General features: G+C 73.9%; 20 protein-coding genes. 7 read left to right on the top strand and 13 right to left on the bottom strand.

Annotated features, from left to right (window positions below; all coding sequences use genetic code 11):
* Both C569_RS0122565 and C569_RS0122560 read left to right on the top strand, forming a co-directional pair.
* On the top strand, window positions 1-250 hold a 250-nt coding region (locus tag C569_RS0122565), incomplete at its 5' end, for a transposase (protein WP_018788020.1).
* 90 nt (window positions 251-340) lie between these two features.
* Window positions 341-1,246, top strand: a complete 906-nt coding sequence (locus tag C569_RS0122560; RefSeq protein WP_036346585.1) for a GNAT family N-acetyltransferase — start codon at window positions 341-343, stop codon at window positions 1,244-1,246.
* On the opposite strand, the gene C569_RS0122555 is transcribed toward C569_RS0122560, so the two are convergent.
* Both C569_RS0122555 and C569_RS0122550 read right to left on the bottom strand, forming a co-directional pair.
* Window positions 1,239-1,757 (bottom strand): O-acetyl-ADP-ribose deacetylase, encoded by a 519-nt coding sequence (locus C569_RS0122555; protein WP_018788018.1) that lies wholly within the window; start codon window positions 1,755-1,757, stop codon window positions 1,239-1,241. The two genes, C569_RS0122560 and C569_RS0122555, sit on opposite strands and share 8 nt — an antisense overlap.
* A 1-nt stretch (window position 1,758) precedes the next feature.
* Complete coding sequence (locus C569_RS0122550) at window positions 1,759-2,550, bottom strand: EI24 domain-containing protein (RefSeq protein WP_018788017.1); 792 nt, start codon at window positions 2,548-2,550, stop codon at window positions 1,759-1,761.
* A 103-nt stretch (window positions 2,551-2,653) separates the two neighbouring features.
* Here C569_RS0122550 and C569_RS0122545 point away from each other — a divergent pair, with 103 nt between their 5' ends.
* Complete coding sequence (locus tag C569_RS0122545; RefSeq protein WP_018788016.1) at window positions 2,654-3,643, top strand: YafY family protein; 990 nt, start codon at window positions 2,654-2,656, stop codon at window positions 3,641-3,643.
* Here C569_RS0122545 and C569_RS0122540 read toward each other — a convergent pair.
* Window positions 3,634-4,548 carry an SDR family oxidoreductase gene (locus tag C569_RS0122540; RefSeq protein WP_018788015.1) on the bottom strand — a complete coding sequence of 305 codons (915 nt, stop codon included), beginning with the start codon at window positions 4,546-4,548 and terminating at the stop codon, window positions 3,634-3,636. The two genes, C569_RS0122545 and C569_RS0122540, sit on opposite strands and share 10 nt — an antisense overlap.
* Window positions 4,549-4,624: 76 nt before the next feature.
* Between C569_RS0122540 and C569_RS0122535 the strand changes: the two genes are divergently transcribed.
* Window positions 4,625-5,296, top strand: a complete 672-nt coding sequence (locus C569_RS0122535; RefSeq protein ID WP_018788014.1) for a DNA polymerase beta superfamily protein — start codon at window positions 4,625-4,627, stop codon at window positions 5,294-5,296.
* Window positions 5,297-5,300: 4 nt separating this feature from the next.
* On the opposite strand, the gene C569_RS0122530 is transcribed toward C569_RS0122535, so the two are convergent.
* Window positions 5,301-5,750, bottom strand: coding sequence for a VOC family protein (locus C569_RS0122530; RefSeq protein ID WP_018788013.1), 450 nt, complete (start codon window positions 5,748-5,750; stop codon window positions 5,301-5,303).
* 43 nt (window positions 5,751-5,793) lie between these two features.
* On the opposite strand from C569_RS0122530, the gene C569_RS0122525 reads away from it, so the two are divergent.
* Entirely contained in the window at window positions 5,794-6,393 is a 600-nt protein-coding gene (locus C569_RS0122525) for an ABATE domain-containing protein (protein ID WP_018788012.1), read from the top strand.
* 1 nt (window position 6,394) lies between these two features.
* Here C569_RS0122525 and C569_RS0122520 read toward each other — a convergent pair whose 3' ends face one another.
* The 5 genes from C569_RS0122520 to C569_RS0122500 form a co-directional block, all read right to left on the bottom strand.
* Window positions 6,395-7,132 carry an alanyl-tRNA editing protein gene (locus C569_RS0122520; RefSeq protein WP_018788011.1) on the bottom strand — a complete coding sequence of 246 codons (738 nt, stop codon included), beginning with the start codon at window positions 7,130-7,132 and terminating at the stop codon, window positions 6,395-6,397.
* 11 nt (window positions 7,133-7,143) lie between these two features.
* Complete coding sequence (locus tag C569_RS0122515; RefSeq protein WP_026268517.1) at window positions 7,144-8,031, bottom strand: alpha/beta fold hydrolase; 888 nt, start codon at window positions 8,029-8,031, stop codon at window positions 7,144-7,146.
* Window positions 8,028-8,342 carry a DUF2516 family protein gene (locus C569_RS0122510; protein WP_013288803.1) on the bottom strand — a complete coding sequence of 105 codons (315 nt, stop codon included), beginning with the start codon at window positions 8,340-8,342 and terminating at the stop codon, window positions 8,028-8,030. Before C569_RS0122510 ends, C569_RS0122515 begins: the two co-directional genes overlap by 4 nt.
* A gap of 72 nt (window positions 8,343-8,414) precedes the next feature.
* Window positions 8,415-9,185: a hypothetical protein gene (locus tag C569_RS0122505; protein WP_018788009.1), complete on the bottom strand. Its 771-nt coding sequence runs from the start codon at window positions 9,183-9,185 to the stop codon at window positions 8,415-8,417.
* Window positions 9,182-9,808 (bottom strand): helix-turn-helix domain-containing protein, encoded by a 627-nt coding sequence (locus C569_RS0122500; protein ID WP_018788008.1) that lies wholly within the window; start codon window positions 9,806-9,808, stop codon window positions 9,182-9,184. Before C569_RS0122500 ends, C569_RS0122505 begins: the two co-directional genes overlap by 4 nt.
* Before the next feature lie 114 nt (window positions 9,809-9,922).
* On the opposite strand from C569_RS0122500, the gene C569_RS0122495 reads away from it, so the two are divergent.
* Window positions 9,923-10,720, top strand: a complete 798-nt coding sequence (locus tag C569_RS0122495; RefSeq protein WP_026268516.1) for an alpha/beta fold hydrolase — start codon at window positions 9,923-9,925, stop codon at window positions 10,718-10,720.
* A 43-nt stretch (window positions 10,721-10,763) separates the two neighbouring features.
* Here the strand turns inward: C569_RS0122495 and C569_RS0122490 are convergent, their stop codons facing one another.
* The 4 genes from C569_RS0122490 to C569_RS0122475 form a co-directional block, all read right to left on the bottom strand.
* Window positions 10,764-11,723, bottom strand: a complete 960-nt coding sequence (locus C569_RS0122490; protein WP_026268515.1) for an asparaginase — start codon at window positions 11,721-11,723, stop codon at window positions 10,764-10,766.
* A gap of 94 nt (window positions 11,724-11,817) precedes the next feature.
* The gene (locus C569_RS0122485) at window positions 11,818-12,660 is read right to left on the bottom strand and encodes a 3-keto-5-aminohexanoate cleavage protein (protein WP_026268514.1); all 843 of its coding nucleotides are present in this window, start codon (window positions 12,658-12,660) and stop codon (window positions 11,818-11,820) included.
* A 112-nt stretch (window positions 12,661-12,772) separates the two neighbouring features.
* Entirely contained in the window at window positions 12,773-13,882 is a 1,110-nt protein-coding gene (locus C569_RS0122480; protein ID WP_018788004.1) for a folate-binding protein YgfZ, read from the bottom strand.
* Window positions 13,879-14,286, bottom strand: coding sequence for a Fur family transcriptional regulator (locus C569_RS0122475; RefSeq protein ID WP_018788003.1), 408 nt, complete (start codon window positions 14,284-14,286; stop codon window positions 13,879-13,881). The genes C569_RS0122480 and C569_RS0122475 overlap by 4 nt, the downstream gene beginning before the upstream one ends.
* A gap of 92 nt (window positions 14,287-14,378) precedes the next feature.
* Between C569_RS0122475 and C569_RS0122470 the strand changes: the two genes are divergently transcribed.
* Window positions 14,379-15,230: an aminotransferase class IV gene (locus tag C569_RS0122470; RefSeq protein WP_026268512.1), complete on the top strand. Its 852-nt coding sequence runs from the start codon at window positions 14,379-14,381 to the stop codon at window positions 15,228-15,230.

Genomic DNA, 15,230 nt, shown 5'->3' with positions numbered 1-15,230 from the left:
CATGATCCGCGACTGGCTCACCGAGCGCACCGACGACATCGAGATGCACTTCCTGCCCGGCTACGCCCCTGAACTCAACCCCGTGGAACTGCTCAACCACGACGTCAAACACCATGTCGCACAAGCCCGCCCGGCCAGCCCTACAGATCTGGCCACCGCAGCCAGCCGGCACCTACGCCGCCGGCAGAACCAGCCAGCCACGGTGAAAGCCTTCTTCGGCAAGCCCGAAGTCCGCTACGCCGCAGAATAACCACGGCACATTTGCCCTACCCCTCAATAACAACTTGCCGGGCGGTCTAACCGGTCGCGGCGGGGCGGCGACGGGGCTAGGGTCCGCCGGATGAGTGGAGCCGAGATCCGTCCTGCCCGCCCCGACGACGCGCCCGCCGTGGTGGCGTTGCGCGCGCGCGTCTACCCGTACATGGTGCGCGGCGTCGAATCGACCCGCCGCATGATCACCGAACCACCGCCCGGCGAGGACTGGGCCGGTTGGGTCGCCGAGGCGGACGGCGAGGTGGTGGGCTGGGCGTCGGCGTACCGCAACACGCAGACCTCGACTCCCGGCGTGGGGGCGATCTCCCTGCTGCACGTACACCCGGCGCATCGCCGTCGGGGCACCGGCACGGCGCTGTTCGACGCCGCGCTCGGGCACCTGCGGACGCTGGGGTCCACCGAGGTGCTCACCTACGCGCATACCGAGTCGCTGCCGTTCGCGCAGCGGCACGGCTTCACGCCCAGCCGGGAGGTGCGCTACTCGGCGCTGGACCTGAGCACGCCCCCGCCGGTGCCGCAGGTGCCGCCGGGCGTACGGCTGGTGCCCGCCGCCGGGCTCGACCCGCGCCTGGTGCACCGGGTCGACGCCGAGGCGTCCCGGGACGAACCGGGGGACGTGCCGACTGATGCGCTCGGCTTCGACCTGTGGCGGTACGAGTGCTGGGACAACCCGGGGCTGGACCGGGAGGCGAGCACACTCGCCGAGGTGGACGGGGAACTGGCCGCGCTCAGCCTGGTCCAGCGGGACGGCGACCGGATGTGGTCGGACTTCACCGGCACGCTGCCCGCGTACCGGGGGCGAGGGCTGGCCCGCCTGACCAAGCAGGCCGCACTTCACCGTGCGGCGGCGCGCGGGGCACGCACCGCGTACACCTCGAACCACGAGGTGAACGCCCCGATGCTGGCGGTCAACGAGCGGCTCGGCTACCGGCCGGTGGACAGCCAGTGGTCGTGCCGGCGCACGCTCAGCTGAGCCCGGCGGCCACCCGCACCGCTGTCGCGTACGTGTCGGCGCCGAACAGCACCAGCCGCGCCTCGGTGACGTGCTCCGGGGTGGCCGCGTGCAGCACGGTGATCGCCTGGGCCACCGCGTCCTCGACCGGCCAGCCGTAGATCCCGGCGGAGATCAGCGGGAACGCGATCCGTGTCGCGCCCAGCCCGTCGGCGGCGCGCAGGCTGTTGGCGTAGCAGTCGCGCAGCAACGCCGAACGGTCCTCTCCTGGCGAGAAGACCGGCCCGACGGTGTGCACCACCCAGCGCGCGGGCAGGTTGCCGGCGGTGGTGGCGACGGCCTGGCCGGTGGGCAGCCCGCGCCCGTACCGGGAGGCGCGCAGCGCCCGGCACTCCTCCAGGATCGCCGGGCCGCCGCGCCGGTGGATCGCGCCGTCCACTCCGCCGCCGCCGAGCAGCGACGAGTTGGCGGCGTTGACTATCGCGTCGACCTGCTGCGCGGTGATGTCCCCCTCGACCAGGACGGTGTCCATCTCAGTTCTCCTCGATCGGCTGGCCCAGCGAACGGCGGGCCAGCAGCGCGGCCCCGGCGACGGCGGCCGGCATGACCAGCACCGCGCCGAGCGGGATCAGGAAGCACAGGAAGACCGCCACCCCGAAGCCGAGCGCCGCCGGCCGGTCGGCCCGCAGCCGCGCCCGCCGGTCCGGCAGCCGCATCCCCCGCCGGTAGAACGGTGCACCGACCAGCTCCAGCGCCAGGAACCAGCCACCCACCAGAGCGCCGACCACCGGCACGACCGTCTGTCCCACCACCGGGATGAAACCGGCCGCGAACAGGGGTACGCCGATCAGCGCGGACAGCGCCACCAGGCGCAGCGAGTCGGCGAGGCTGCGCCGCAGCGAGGACCAGAACGGCACGTCCACCGCGCCCGGGGTGCCGCCGAGCCTGTCCTCGACCCGCTCGGAGATCGCCTCGTAGAACGGGTCACCGATGACCAGCGTGACGGCGGTGAACGTGAGCACCCCTACCAGCCCGGCGACCCCGACCACGGCGAGCCCGGCGGCGACCCGCAGCAGGTTGCGCCAGGGCGACGACCAGTCGTCGGCGAACGGGGTGAGCCACCCCGCCAGGTCGTCCACGAAGTAGATCAGCGTGGCGAACAGCGCCACGTAGAGCGCGCCGGTGATCAGCGCCGGGATCACGCCGAGCAGCATCAGTTTCGGGCTGCGGACGTACATGCCGAAGCCGCGCAGCAGCAGCCCGGCGCCGCCGAGGAAGCGGGTGGCCGCGCCGGTGACGGGCGCGACGGTACGGGAGGCGTTCACGACGGCACAGCCTAGTGGGCTCGCGCACGAACCCGGCCTGTTAGGAGGGGCCCCCTCCAATCCGTATGCGTTAACAAGGGGCCCTTCCTTACACAATGGGGGGGTGCGTGCGTCCCGGCTGATCTCGCTTGTGCTGCTGCTCCAGTCCCGGGAGACGATGACCGCCGCCGAGCTGGCCCGCGAGCTGGAGGTGTCCGAGCGGACCGTCTACCGGGACGTGCTGGCGCTCTCCGCCGCAGGTGTCCCGGTGTACGCGGACCGGGGCCGGGCCGGCGGCTACCGGCTGCTCGGCGGCTACCGGACCCGGCTGACCGGGTTGAGCCGGGACGAGGCCGAGGCGCTGTTCCTGGCCGGGCTGCCCGGACCGGCCGGTGACATGGGACTGGCCGACTCGGTGGCCGCCGCCGAACTGAAGGTGCTCGCCGCGCTGCCGCCGAGTCTGCGGGACGCGCCCGCGCGTACCGGGCAGCGGTTCCACCTGGACGTGCCCGGCTGGTTCCGGGAGACCGCGCCGCCGCCGGCCCTCGCCGAGCTGGCCCGGGCGGTCTGGCGGGACCGGATGGTCGAGTTGCGCTACCGGCGCGGGGACCGCGAGGTGACCCGCACGCTGGCACCGTACGGCCTGGTGCTGAAGAACGGGGTCTGGTACCTCGTCGGCCGGGTCGGCGACGCCTGGCGGACGTACCGGGTGGACCGGGTGACAGCGGTCGAGGTGGGTGCCGACGGCTTCGACCGGGACGAGGACTTCGACCTCGGGGCGTACTGGCGGGAGCAGGCGGGCGCGTTCCTGCGCGAGCTGCTGCGGAAGCGGGTCACCGTGCGGCTCGGCCCGGCCGGGTTGCGGGCGCTGCGGCACCTGGTGGACGCGCCGTTCGTCTACACCGAGGCGGTGGACGCGGCCGGGCCGCCGGACGAGCAGGGCCGGCTGGTGCTGCGGCTGCCGGTCGAGTCGGTGGACGTCGCGTACAGCCAGTTGCTGGCGCTCGGCCCGGAGGTGGAGGTGCTGGCGCCGCCGCAACTGCGGGCGCGTTTCGCCGAGGCGGCCCGCCGCGCGGCGGCGCTCTACACCGATCCGCCGTCGGGTCAGCGGTAGCCGTCGGGGTCGGCCGGCTTGCCCGGCTTGACCACCTCCTCGTAGTAGCGGGCCCAGTGCGGGCGGCTGCCGTCGACGTCGGTGAAGCCGTACACCTGGGCCAGGCCGCCGCTGTCCAGCGACTGCCCGTTCCAGCGGGCCCGGTCCGGGTCGGCGGCCAGGGCTGCCACCGCGCGCCCGACGAGCGCCGGCGTCTCCGACATGACGAAGTGCGGCTCGGTCTTCGCGGCGTCGCGCCAGGTGGCCTCGGTGACGCCGTAGTGGTCGAGCATCGCCTCCGAGCGCAGCCACCCGGGCGTGAGCGAGACAGCGGTGCAGCCGTGCGGGGCCAGCTCGTGCGCCTGGCTGAAGCCGAGCCGGTTCACCGACACCTTGGCCAGGTCGTAGAAGACCGACAGGCGGTACTCCCGGTCGTTGTGCTCCTTGGTGCCGTCGCCGACCTCGACGACCAGGCCGCCCGGGTTGCGGATCATCAGCGGCAACGCGAAGTGGCTGGTGATGATGTGCGTGTCGACCGCGAGACGCAGCATGCGGAAACCGGCGTCGAGCGGCTGCTCCCAGACCGGCTTCTCCCAGGTGATCAGCGGATCGCCGCCCCAGACGTCGTTCACCAGCACGTCGAGGCGGCCCTGCTCGGCGTCGATCCGCTCGACCAGGGCGCGTACCTGCTCGGGGTCCAGGTGGTCGACAGCGACGGCGATTCCGGTGCCCCCGGCGGCGGTGACCAGCTCGGCGGTCTCCTCGATGGTCTCCGGCCGGCCCATCTCGGAGCGGCGCTCGCGGGTGGTGCGGCCGGTGGCGTAGACGGTGGCCCCGGCGGCGCCGAGCTGCACGGCGATCTGCCGGCCGGCGCCCCGGGTCGCGCCCGCGACGAGCGCGACAGTTCCGGTCAGTGGTGAGTTCATGGGATCACCGTGTCACCGATACCTGACAGCGGAAGTCCGGTTTCCCGGAGGACCCGGATGGGCGATCATCACCGGTATGCACCTGCTATTGTCCGGGGTCGTCGGCTCGGTCGCGTACGGGCTGGCCGGTCCCGGCTCGGACACCGACCGGATCGGCGTGTTCGCCGCGCCCACAGTCGCGTTCCACGGCCTGCGCCCGCCCCGCGAGTCGGTCGTGACGACCGAGCCGGACGTCACGCTGCACGAGGCGCGCAAGTACGCGCTGCTGGCGCTGAGTGGCAACCCGACCGCCACCGAGCTGATGTGGCTGCCCGAGGACTGCTACGAGACCCGGACCGGGTTCGGCGCGGAGTTGATCACCATCCGGTCGGCCTTCCTCAGCGCGCCCCGGGTCCGCGACGCCTACCTCGGGTACGCCTCACAGCAGTTCCGCAAGCTCGCCACCGCTCCGGCGGACAGCGGCGGGCGACGGCGCTCGGCGAAGCACGCCCGGCACCTGGCCCGGCTGCTGCACCAGGGCCGGGTGCTCTATGCGACGGGCGTGCTGGAGATCCGTCTCGCCGACCCGGAGTGGTTCCGCGCGTTCGGCGAACGGGTCGCCGGTGGCGCGCTGGACGAGGCGCAGGCCCTGGTGGCGACCGCCGAGGCGGAGTTCGGCCGCATCCGCTCGCCGCTGCCGGAACGCCCGGACGAGGAAACAGTGGAACGCTGGCTGCTCGCCGTCCGGGCGGCTCACCTGCCGCGCTGAACGATCACTGCACGTCGAACTCGTTGCCCTCCGGGTCGGCCATCGTGGTGTGCTCGCTGCCCCGGTCGGCGACCTCGGCCAGCACCGTCGCGCCGAGCGCGGTCAGCCGCTTCACCTCCGCCGCCCGCCCCTCCGGGCCGACGTGCAGGTCGACGTGGAGGCGGTTCTTCCCCCGCTTGGGCTCGGGGACGGCCTGGAACAGGAACCGCCGGCCCAGCCCGGTGCCGCTGGCCGGGTCGACCGGGTCGTCCGGGTGGCGTACCGCCGCCAGCTGGCGCCACGCCTTGCGGCCGTCCACCTCGACGTACGCCTCTGGCGGCACCGCACCGGCGGCGGCCAGCCGCTCGATCAGCACGCTGTTGTCCTCGACCTGGTAGCCGAGCGCCTCGGCCCAGAAGCGGGCCAGCCCGATCGGGTCGGCACAGTCGATGACGAGTTTCCAGTCCCGCGCCATACGTCCTCCGTGGTCAGCTGGTGTAACCAGTTATAGTGGTTACGTGACGAACGGCGCAAGCGGTCTCACCCTGATCACTCCCGAAGGCACGAGATACCGCTTCGACCCGGGCGCACTCTGCCTGGAGCTGCTGACCACCGGCGGCCCGGGGGCGTTCGCCCGCTACGAGGTGCTGCACCGCCCGGACGACCTGGCGGACTGGCTGGCCGCGTCCCGGCTGCGGCTCGACCCCGCCGCCGTCACCGTCGACGCGGACGACCTGGCCGCCGCCCGTCGACTGCGCGACGCGCTCTGGCGGGTGGCGCAGGCGCGTACCCGTGACGAGGCCCCGCCCGCCGCGGACCTGGCGGTGGTGAACGACGCGGCGGCCGGGCTGCCGCTGAGCCCGCAGGCCGGTCCGGACGGCAGCCGGTCCTGGCGTACGCCGCTGACCGGCGCTCAGGTGGTCGCGACGTTCGCCCGGGACGCGGTGGACCTGCTCACCGGCCCGTACGCGGCCCGGATCCGGGAGTGCGGCGCGCACGACTGCCAACTGGTCTTCGTGGACACCTCGCGGCCGGGGCAGCGCCGCTGGTGCGCCATGGAGCGCTGCGGCAACCGGCAGAAGGCACGCGCGCTGCGGTCCCGGCGCGCGCCCGGCTGACTCAGTCCGCCAGGCGCACGCGTACCCGGCGGTTGGCCCGGCCCTTGCTCTCCACCTTGACCACCTGGACCTTGCCGATCTGGGCGGTGGAGGCGACGTGCGTGCCGCCGTCGGCCTGCACGTCCAGCCCGACGATGTCGACGATCCGCACCTCCTGCTCCTCCGGCGGGATCAGGTTCGACTGGGTACGGATGATGTCCGGCAGGGCGAGCGCCTCGGCGCGCGGCAGCACCCGTACGGCCACCGACCGGTCGGCGGCCACCTCGGCGTTCACCAGCTCCTCGATGCGGGCTTTGAAGTCCGGCGGCACCTCGGGGAGGTTGAAGTCCATCCGCGCCTCGCCCGGCTCCATGTTGCCGCCGGTCACCAGCGCGCCGAAGTCGCGGAACACCACGCCGCAGAGCACGTGCAGCCCGGAGTGGGTACGCATCAGCATGCTCCGGCGGGCGTCCTCGACCGCGCCGACCACCTCGGTGCCGACCGGCGGCACCGGGTCACCCTCGGCCGGGATCAGCCAGAGGTCGTCGCCCTTGCGGGTGCCGACGATCCGGGTCTGTACGCCCTGCCAGAGCAGCACGCCGTGATCCGGCGGCTGCCCGCCGCCGCCGGGGTAGAACGCGGACCGGTCCAGCACGACGCCCCGCTCGGGGTCGGCCGCCAGCACCCGGCACGTCCACTCGCGCAGGGTCGGGTCGGCGAGGTCGAGCCGGTGCGTACGGCCGTGGTGTGTGACGCCCATGGACCGCGACGTTACCCGTTCAGGAACTCCGAGACGCGCTCCCGCAGGTCGGCGCGCTCGGTCCAGAGCACGCCGGGACGGTCGTACACGTGCAGGGTGGCGTTCGGGAGCGCGGCGGCGAGCCGTTCGGCGACGGCGACCGGGTGCAGGTCGTCCTCGGCGGCGGCGATGACCAGGGCCGGCGCGGCGACCGCGGCGAGCGACCCGGCGTCGTCGAGCGGAGCCTGGGCGGGCAGGTCGGCCAGTCCCGGCGCGAGCCCGTCGCGTAGCAACTGGTCGAGTCGCTGCCGCAGGTACGCCCACCCGGCTGGGGTGTTACGCACCGACGGCGGCAGCTCCAGCGACACCGCGTCGGCCAGCGCCGACGCGTCGCCCTCGGCCACCGCGTCGAGCAGGCCGGTGAGCCGGGCGCGGGCCGCCTCACCACGCGGCTCGTCCAGCACGGCGGGCAGGAAGAAGACGAGTCTCCCGAAGCGTTCCGGGCTCTCCGCGAGCAGCCGGCAGAGCGCACCCGCGCCGAGGCTGGCGCCGAACGCCCGGGTCGCGCCGCTCAGGTCCGCCATCGCGCGCAGGTCACGGGCGAGGTCCAGGTAGCTCCACGGCCCGGGCGGGGAGTCGGAGCGGCCGTGCCCGCGGAACTGGAAGAAGACGCGCCGCCCAGCGATGCCACTGCCGAACGGACGGGTGGTGGCGATGCCGCTGCCGAGCCCGTGCGCGAACACGGTGACCGGGTCACCGGTGCCGGTGACCAGCCGTTCCAGGCTCACCCCGTGTGGGGTGGCGACCAGCTCCGTCTCCGGCTCGGGGAGTGCGGGACGCCCGGTCCGGGGCGCGCCGGGGCCGGGCCCCCAGGTGCGGGGACCGCCGTCCGGCGGCGGGGGCCAGCGGAAACCTCTCACCAGGACCCTCGGCCGTCGTGCAGGTCCCGCAGGCCGGGCCGCACGTCGAGCAGGTAGATGAGACCGGCCGCGATGCCGATCAGTCCGAACAGGCTGATCGGGCCGAAGCCGAGCAGGGTCAGCAGCAGGCAGACCGCCAGGATGGCGACCCAGCCGCCCTTGGGCAGCGTGCCGAGCGCGGCGAACCCGTCGCCGCGCTGGGTGACCGCGTGCACCAGCGCCACTCCCTGTACGACCAGGGCGAAGACGAGCAGGATCAGCTGGATCACATCTTGGACTGCGAACGCGAAGATCGGCGCGGCGATGGCCATGGGGGCAAGCTTATGCCGAGACCCCGGAAACGTCCGACAAGACGTTGTCCGGGGTCCGGGTGGAGCTTCGGGTCACTCGGCGGCCGGGCGGGTCCGCTTCGTGGTTCTCGGCAGCTTCGCCGACGGGGTGGCCGGCTCGGCGGCGGTCGTCTTCGTGGCGGCCTTGGTCGCGGTCGCCTTGGTGGCGCGGGTGCGCTTCACCGCGGCCGGCTTGGCGGCCACCGCCTCGGCCACCTCGGCCGGGGTGGGCGCCTCGGTCGTCGCGGCGGCCTTCGGCGTGGTCTCCGGCTTCGGGGCGGTCTCGGTCTTCGTGGCGACCTCGGTGCCGGTGGCCTCGGTGGCCTCGATGTCGGCGTTCACCGTGTCGGCGGCCTCCAGCACCCCGGCACCGACGACGCGCTCACCGCGGGCGACCAGCTCGGCGTACGCGGCCAGCGCGCGCTCCTGGGCGGCGTGCGCGCCGGCCACCACGACGGCGGCGTTGCGGGTGGCGGCCTCGCGGAGCTTGTCCAGGGCGGCGGCGTCCCGCAGCTTGTCCAGGTTGGCCGCCTCGCGCAGCTTCTCCAGGTTGGCCGCCTCGCGCAGCTGGTCGAGGTCGGTGGTGACGGCCCGCTCGCGCAGCCCGGTGGCGGTCTGGTTGGCGGTCTTCAGCGTCTCGGTGGCCTTCTGGCGCAGTTCGAAGCCGGTGACGACGGCCTTGCCGCCGAGGTCGGCGACGACCCGGGTGCCGAGACCGCTGACCACTGTCGGCAGCTTGCGCAGCTGCTCCAGGGCCAGCTCACCGGCGCCGGCGGCGGCGTAGAGGGGTGCGGGGATGCGGTTGGTCTTCGGCTGGGTGGTCATGACTGCTCCTCCTCGGCCGCACCGGCGGCCTTCCGGGCCGCCCGGCGGGCGGCCGTCTGCTCAGGGGCGGCGGTGGTCGGAGCGGGCGCGGCGCCCGCTTCGGTGACGGCCACCGATTCGAGGACCGCCTCGGTCGGCGTGCCCTCCGGCGTGACGGGACCGGTCGCGGCCGCCGCCACCGTCGCCGGGGCCTCCGGCGCGGTGGCCGTCCCGGTCGTGGTGGCCGGCCCGGTCGCGGTGGCCGCCTCGGTCGTGGTGGCCGCCTCGGTCGCCTCGGCCAGGCGGGCGTTCTCGCGCCGGAACGTCTCGTAGATCTGGGTGAGCGACTGCTTCTGGGCCATGGTCAGCTCGGGGTCGACGGCGATCGCCGCGAGCACGCCCTGCCCCTCCTTGTCGTCCAGCAGCCCGGCACGCAGGTACATCGCCGGGGTGGAGACCCGCAGCGCGCTGGCGAGCTGCTGCAGCACCTCGGCGCTCGGCTTGCGCAGTCCGCGCTCGATCTGGCTCAGGTAGGGATTGCTGACGCCCGCCTGCTCGGCGAGCTGGCGCAGTGAGATCTTCGCGTTGCGCCGCAGGTCGCGAATGAACCCGCCGACATCGGGAAGGTCCTTGCTGGTGGCCATGCCTCAACGCTAACCCGGCCTGCTAACTCCTGCAAGCAAATCGCTAGCCAGAGTTAGCAGGGTCACTGGAGGTGGGTTGCGGACCCCGTGTCCCGGTCCGTACCGTTCTCCCCCGTGACCAAGATCGATATCAACGGTGCCCAGCTCGCGTACGACGAGAGCGGCACCGGAACCGCCGTGGTGCTGCTGCACGCCGGCATCGCCGACCGGCGGATGTGGCGCGGGCAGATCCCGGCGCTCGCGCAGCGACACCGGGTGCTCGCCCTGGACCTGCGCGGCTACGGCGAGTCGGAGCTGCCGCCCGCGCCGTTCGCCCACCACGACGACGTGATCGGGCTGCTCGACGCGCTGGGCATCGAGCGGGCCGCGCTCGTCGGCTGCTCGTTCGGCGGCCGGGTCGCGGTGGACACCGCGCTCGCCCACCCGGAGCGGGTCTCGGCGCTGGCGCTCTTCGGCGCTCCGGTCTCCGGCACCGAGTGGTCCGAGGAGACCGAGCAGCTCTGGGACGAACTGGTCGGCGACGTGGACCCGGAGGACTTCGCCGCCACCGCCGCCGGGGAGGTGCGGTTCTGGGTCGTCGGCCCGACCCGGAGCCCGGAGGACGTCGACCCGGAGCTGATCCGGTTCGCCGAGGAGATGGACCGCCGGGCGCTCGCCGCCGAGCAGGCGCTGAGCGTGATCGAGGTGGGCGAGCTGGACCCGCCGGCCATCGACCGGCTGGGCGAGCTGCGCGTACCGGTGCTCGTCGGCACCGGTGCCGACGACCTGGCCGACATCCGCCGCCTGTCCGACCGCATCGCCGACGAGGCCCCGAACGGTGTACGCATGCAAGACGTCCCCGATGCCGCCCACCTGCTCCCCCTGGAGCGCCCCACCGAGACGAACGCCGCCCTCCTGCCTTTCCTGCCCTGACCTTCTCGCCCTCTCACCGAGATCGGGTGGGCGGGGTGCGGGGTCACCAGGCGGGGCGGATGGCGCCCACCGGAAGGCCGCCGCCGAGCAGGGGCGACTCGGCGTACTCGGTGAGCACGGGGGCGCGCACGTTCAGGCGAGCCAGGGCGGACACCAGGACGGGCGTGCGGGCTCTCGCCGCACCGTCATCGATCTTCAGGGCCACGGCGCCGACCTCCGGGACCGCCGCCGCGATCACGCCCTCCGCGCCGATCTTGGCGAGCAGGCCGGGTACGCCGCGCATCAGCCGGGTGTCCTCCGCCTGGGTGCCGCCGACCAGTTCCGGGTACGCCCGCATCGCGTCCGCCACCGTCCGCTCTACGCTGCCCGGCTCGGCACCGACCAGCCGCAGGAACGCCCGCGCCAACCCGGTCAGCGAGACCGCGAGCACCGGTGCGCCGCAACCGTCGACGCCGACCGCCGCTGCCCGCTCCCCGGTGACCTCCTCGATCGTGGCGGTCAGGTGCTGCTGGAGCGGGTGCTCCGGGCGCCAGTAGCCGTCCAGCGGCCAGCCCGCGGCCAGGCAGGTACGCAGCATGCCGGCGTGCTTGCCGGAGCAGTTCATCAGCACCCGGGCCGGACCGCCGCCGGCCCGCAGCACCGCCTCCCGGGCGGCCTCGCCGAACGGCAGGTCCGGCGGGCAGTGCAACGCCTCCTCGGTCAGGCCGGCGTCGCGCAGCAGCGCTGTGACCCGCTCGACGTGGAACTCCTCACCCGCGTGGCTCGCCGCGACGAGCGCCACGTCGGCCGGACCGGTGAGCGGCAGTCCGGCCCGGAGCATGCCGACCGCCTGCATCGGCTTGCTGGACGAGCGGGGGAAGATCGGCGAGGTGACGTCGCCGGCCCCGGCGACCGGCTCGCCGGCGGCGTCGAGCACCACCACGGAACCCCGGTGGACGCCCTCCACGAATCCGGACCGGACCACCTCGGCGAGCGGCACGCCGCCCTCGTACGTTTTTCCCACGGTATGGACCGTACCGAGGGGACGGACCCGACAGGCGGCGGGGTGACCTGCGACGGCGGACGTACCGGTACGGGGTCGCCGCCGGGTGTGCCGCTTACCGGGCGGCGGCCGGGAGGCCGAGCAGCGTACGGGCCTCGGCAGTGGTCAGCGGAGGCCGCTGAGCGAGCTGGGCGAAGCCGACCGCCCGCGCGACGAGCTGCATGTTGGACTCCACCGGGCGTCCCTTGGCGTACGTGACAGTGTCCTCCATGCCGACACGCAGGTGGCCGCCGGTCGACAGCGAGGCCAGCATCACCGGGATGGTGCTGCGCCCGATGCCGGTGGCCGAGAACGTGGTGCCCTCGGGCAGGTCGCGCAGCATCTGCTGGGCCGCCACGAGCGTCGCCGTGGTGCCCGGCATGCCGCCCGGCACCCCCATCACGAAGTCGACGTGCACGTGCCCGCCGTGCGGCGGGCCGTACTTGCCGAGCAGCCGCTGCAGGGCGGTGAGGTGGCCCAAATCGAAGATCTCGTACTCGGCGACGACGCCCCGCTCCTGCATCCGGGTGTGCAGGTCGACGATGAACTCCCACCGGTTGAGGAACACGTCGTCGCCGAAGTTGACGGTGCCCATGGTGCAGGAGGCCATGTCCGGCCCGGCGTCGAGCACCGCGAGCCGGGCGGACTCCGGGTCGGTCACCGCGCCGCCGGAGGAGAGCTGCACGATCAGGTCGGTGCTCTCCCGCAGCGCCGCCACGGTGTCGCGCAGCCGCCCCTTGTCGAGCGTGGGCCGCGCGTCGTCGTCGCGGATGTGGACGTGGATCACGGCGGCGCCGAGCGCCTCGCACTCCTTGGCGGTCAGCAGCAGCTCGTCGAGCGTCACCGGCAGCGCCGGCACCTCCGCCTTCGCTGACTCCGCGCCGGTGGGGGCAACCGTGATCAACGTCCCTGTCGTCATGCCCCGGATCCTAGACGGGTGCCCGACGCCGGGTCGACCGGAGGATTTCCGGCGTAAGCGGTGTTAAGAAGGGGCCCTTCCTCTACCGGAGGCGTTAATAGGGGGCCCTTCCTTACATGTCAATGGCGGCGGCGCTGTCGCCGACGAGCAGGCGCGCGTCGTCGGGCGTGTTGCGCTTCAGGACCGCCAGCGCCACCTGACCCAGCTCGTAGTGCTGCACGGCGGTGCCCACGAAGCCGACGGTCCGGCCGTCGAGCGTCACCGGCGTACCGGCGGCGGGCGGCTGGTCGCTCGCCACGCCGTCCAGGTGCAGCAGCACGAGCCGGCGGGGCGGCTTGCCCAGGTTGTGCACCCGGGCGACCGTCTCCTGCCCCCGGTAGCAGCCCTTGTCCAGGTGCACGGCCGGGGCGATCAGGTCCACCTCGGCCGGGATCGTCCGGTGGTCGGTGTCCACGCCGGCCCGGGCCCGCTTGGCGGCCACCCGGATCGCCTCGTACGCCCACAGCCCGGCCGCCGGCACCCCGGCGCCGCGCAGCTCCGCCACCACCCCGGCCATTGCCGCCCGGGGCACGAGCAGGTCGACGCCGAGCGCCACCCGCCGGGCCCAGCCGCCGATCGGGAGCGGCTTGACGTCGTACACCACTGAGGGCCGCGCGGGCAGCTCACCGGAACGGAATTTCGGGCCCGGCACCGCCGCCACGTCGGGAGCGGCCAGCCCGGTGACGCCGAGCGTGTCGAGCGCACCGGGTGCCTCCGGCCCGACGAGCGACAGCAGCGCGTGGTCGGCGGTGGCGTCGCGCGGGTCGACCTTGCTGAAGAACCGCATCTTCTCCAGGTACGACAGCAGGCCCTCGGTCATTCCCGGCTCGGTGTCCAGCCAGGTGGTCTCGCCGTCGTCGGCGACCATCGCGTGCTGCTCGACGTGCCCGTGCGGGGAGAGCACCAGCAGCTCGGTGCCCTGCCAGGGCGCCAGCGCGGCCAGGTGCTGGCTGGTGAGCGTGTGCAGCCAGCCGATCCGCTCCTCGCCGGGCACCGCGACCACGCCCCGGTGCGAGCGGTCGACCAGGCCCACGCCGGTGGCCAGGAGCCGCTGCTCGCGCATCGGGTCGCCGTAGTGGGCGGCCACCGGGCCGACGCCCGCCGTCCGGTGGGCCGGTTCCGGCTGGTCCCGGGTCTGGTCGTCGATGGCGTCGGTGGCCACCGCGCCCGCGATGTCGATCATGTGCGTTCCCCGTCCTGTGTGCAGCGGCCGCAGACCCCGAAGAGCGCGACATGCCCGATGTCGACCTGGAACCCGCGCTGCTCGTCCAGCTGGTCGGCGAGCGGGCGGAGCATCTCCGGGGAGATCTCGTCGATCGCCCCGCACTCCCGGCACACCAGGTGCACGTGCTGGTGCTCGCCCGCCGCGTGGTAGGTCGGCGAACCGTGCGACAGGTGCGTGTGCGTCACCAGGCCGAGCCGTTCCAGCAGCTCCAGCGTGCGGTAGATGGTCGTGATGTTGACTCCGGCCGCCACCTCGCGGACCGCTGTGTGCACCTGCTCCGGGGTGGCGTGCCCCAGATCCAGGACGGCCTGGAGCACCAGTTGCCGCTGCGCCGTCAGCCGCAGCCCGCGCGAGCGGAGCATTTCCGCGAGGGAGGATTCGGACACCCTTCGATCATAGTTCGGCCGCCGCGCCGGCCGTCCCACCGCCGGGGGTACGCCACTACGCTGCGCCAGTGGGTACGACACGGGTGGCGGTGCTCGGCCGGGGGCTCGTACCGGCGGGCGAGCCGGTGCTGCGCGGCGACGACCGGGGCGTCCTGCACGGTGACGGCCTGTTCGAGACGCTGCACCTGCGCGACGGCCGCCAGTGGCTGCGCGACGCCCACCTGGCCCGGCTGCGGGCCGGTGCGGCGGCGATCGACCTGCCGCTACCCCCTGATGCCGCGCTCGTCGAGCTGCTGGACGCGGTGTGCGCCGGCTGGCCCGCGCACACCGAGGGCGCGTTGCGGCTGGTCTGCACGCGGGGACCGGAGGGCGGCGGGCCACCCACGGTGTACGCCACGCTCGGCGAGGTGCCCGCGTCCGCCCGCCTGGCCCGGCGTGACGGGGTGACTGTCGCCACGCTGCCGCTCGGGGTGGCCGCCCGGTCCCGCCCGGAACTGCTGTGGCTGCCCAGCGGTGTGAAGTCCATCTCGTACGCGCTCAGCACCGCCGCCCGGCGGTGGGCGCAGCGCAGCGGCGTGGACGACGTGCTCTGGGTCTCGACCGACGGCTACGTGCTGGAGGGGCCCACCGCGAACGTGGTGTGGCTGATCGGCGGCCGTCTCCTCACGGTGCCGGCGGCCCGGACCGGGATCCTGCCCGGCGTGACCGCCCACCATCTCCTGAGCCGCGCCGGGGAGCTGGGCCTGGACGCCGGTGAGCACCTGCCGACGGTGCCCGACCTGCACGAGGCCGAGGCCGTCTGGCTGACCAGCTCGCTGCGCGGCCCGGCGGAGGTCACGACCCTGGACGGCATTCCCCGCCCGAGTTCCCCTTTGACCCGGCGCATCCAGACCCTCCTGGGCTTCCCCCCACCCCGTTGA

The organism is Micromonospora sp. CNB394 (assembly GCF_000374985.1).
Taxonomy (GTDB): Bacteria; Actinomycetota; Actinomycetes; order Mycobacteriales; family Micromonosporaceae; genus Micromonospora; species Micromonospora marina.
The sequence above is the reverse complement of the archived record's forward strand: the minus strand, read 5'-3'. Positions and strand labels throughout refer to the sequence as shown.

Excerpts from the sequence above, each read along its gene's own strand:
- C569_RS0122560 (WP_036346585.1), top strand. The coding sequence starts at position 341 with ATGAGTGGAGCCGAGATCCGTCCTGCCCGCCCCGACGACGCGCCCGCC.
- C569_RS0122555 (WP_018788018.1), bottom strand. The coding sequence starts at position 1,757 with ATGGACACCGTCCTGGTCGAGGGGGACATCACCGCGCAGCAGGTCGAC.
- C569_RS0122540 (WP_018788015.1), bottom strand. The coding sequence starts at position 4,548 with ATGAACTCACCACTGACCGGAACTGTCGCGCTCGTCGCGGGCGCGACC.
- C569_RS0122535 (WP_018788014.1), top strand. The coding sequence starts at position 4,625 with ATGCACCTGCTATTGTCCGGGGTCGTCGGCTCGGTCGCGTACGGGCTG.
- C569_RS0122530 (WP_018788013.1), bottom strand. The coding sequence starts at position 5,750 with ATGGCGCGGGACTGGAAACTCGTCATCGACTGTGCCGACCCGATCGGG.
- C569_RS0122520 (WP_018788011.1), bottom strand. The coding sequence starts at position 7,132 with ATGGGCGTCACACACCACGGCCGTACGCACCGGCTCGACCTCGCCGAC.
- C569_RS0122510 (WP_013288803.1), bottom strand. The coding sequence starts at position 8,342 with ATGGCCATCGCCGCGCCGATCTTCGCGTTCGCAGTCCAAGATGTGATC.
- C569_RS0122505 (WP_018788009.1), bottom strand. The coding sequence starts at position 9,185 with ATGACCACCCAGCCGAAGACCAACCGCATCCCCGCACCCCTCTACGCC.
- C569_RS0122500 (WP_018788008.1), bottom strand. The coding sequence starts at position 9,808 with ATGGCCACCAGCAAGGACCTTCCCGATGTCGGCGGGTTCATTCGCGAC.
- C569_RS0122485 (WP_026268514.1), bottom strand. The coding sequence starts at position 12,660 with ATGACGACAGGGACGTTGATCACGGTTGCCCCCACCGGCGCGGAGTCA.
- C569_RS0122480 (WP_018788004.1), bottom strand. The coding sequence starts at position 13,882 with ATGATCGACATCGCGGGCGCGGTGGCCACCGACGCCATCGACGACCAG.
- C569_RS0122475 (WP_018788003.1), bottom strand. The coding sequence starts at position 14,286 with ATGCTCCGCTCGCGCGGGCTGCGGCTGACGGCGCAGCGGCAACTGGTG.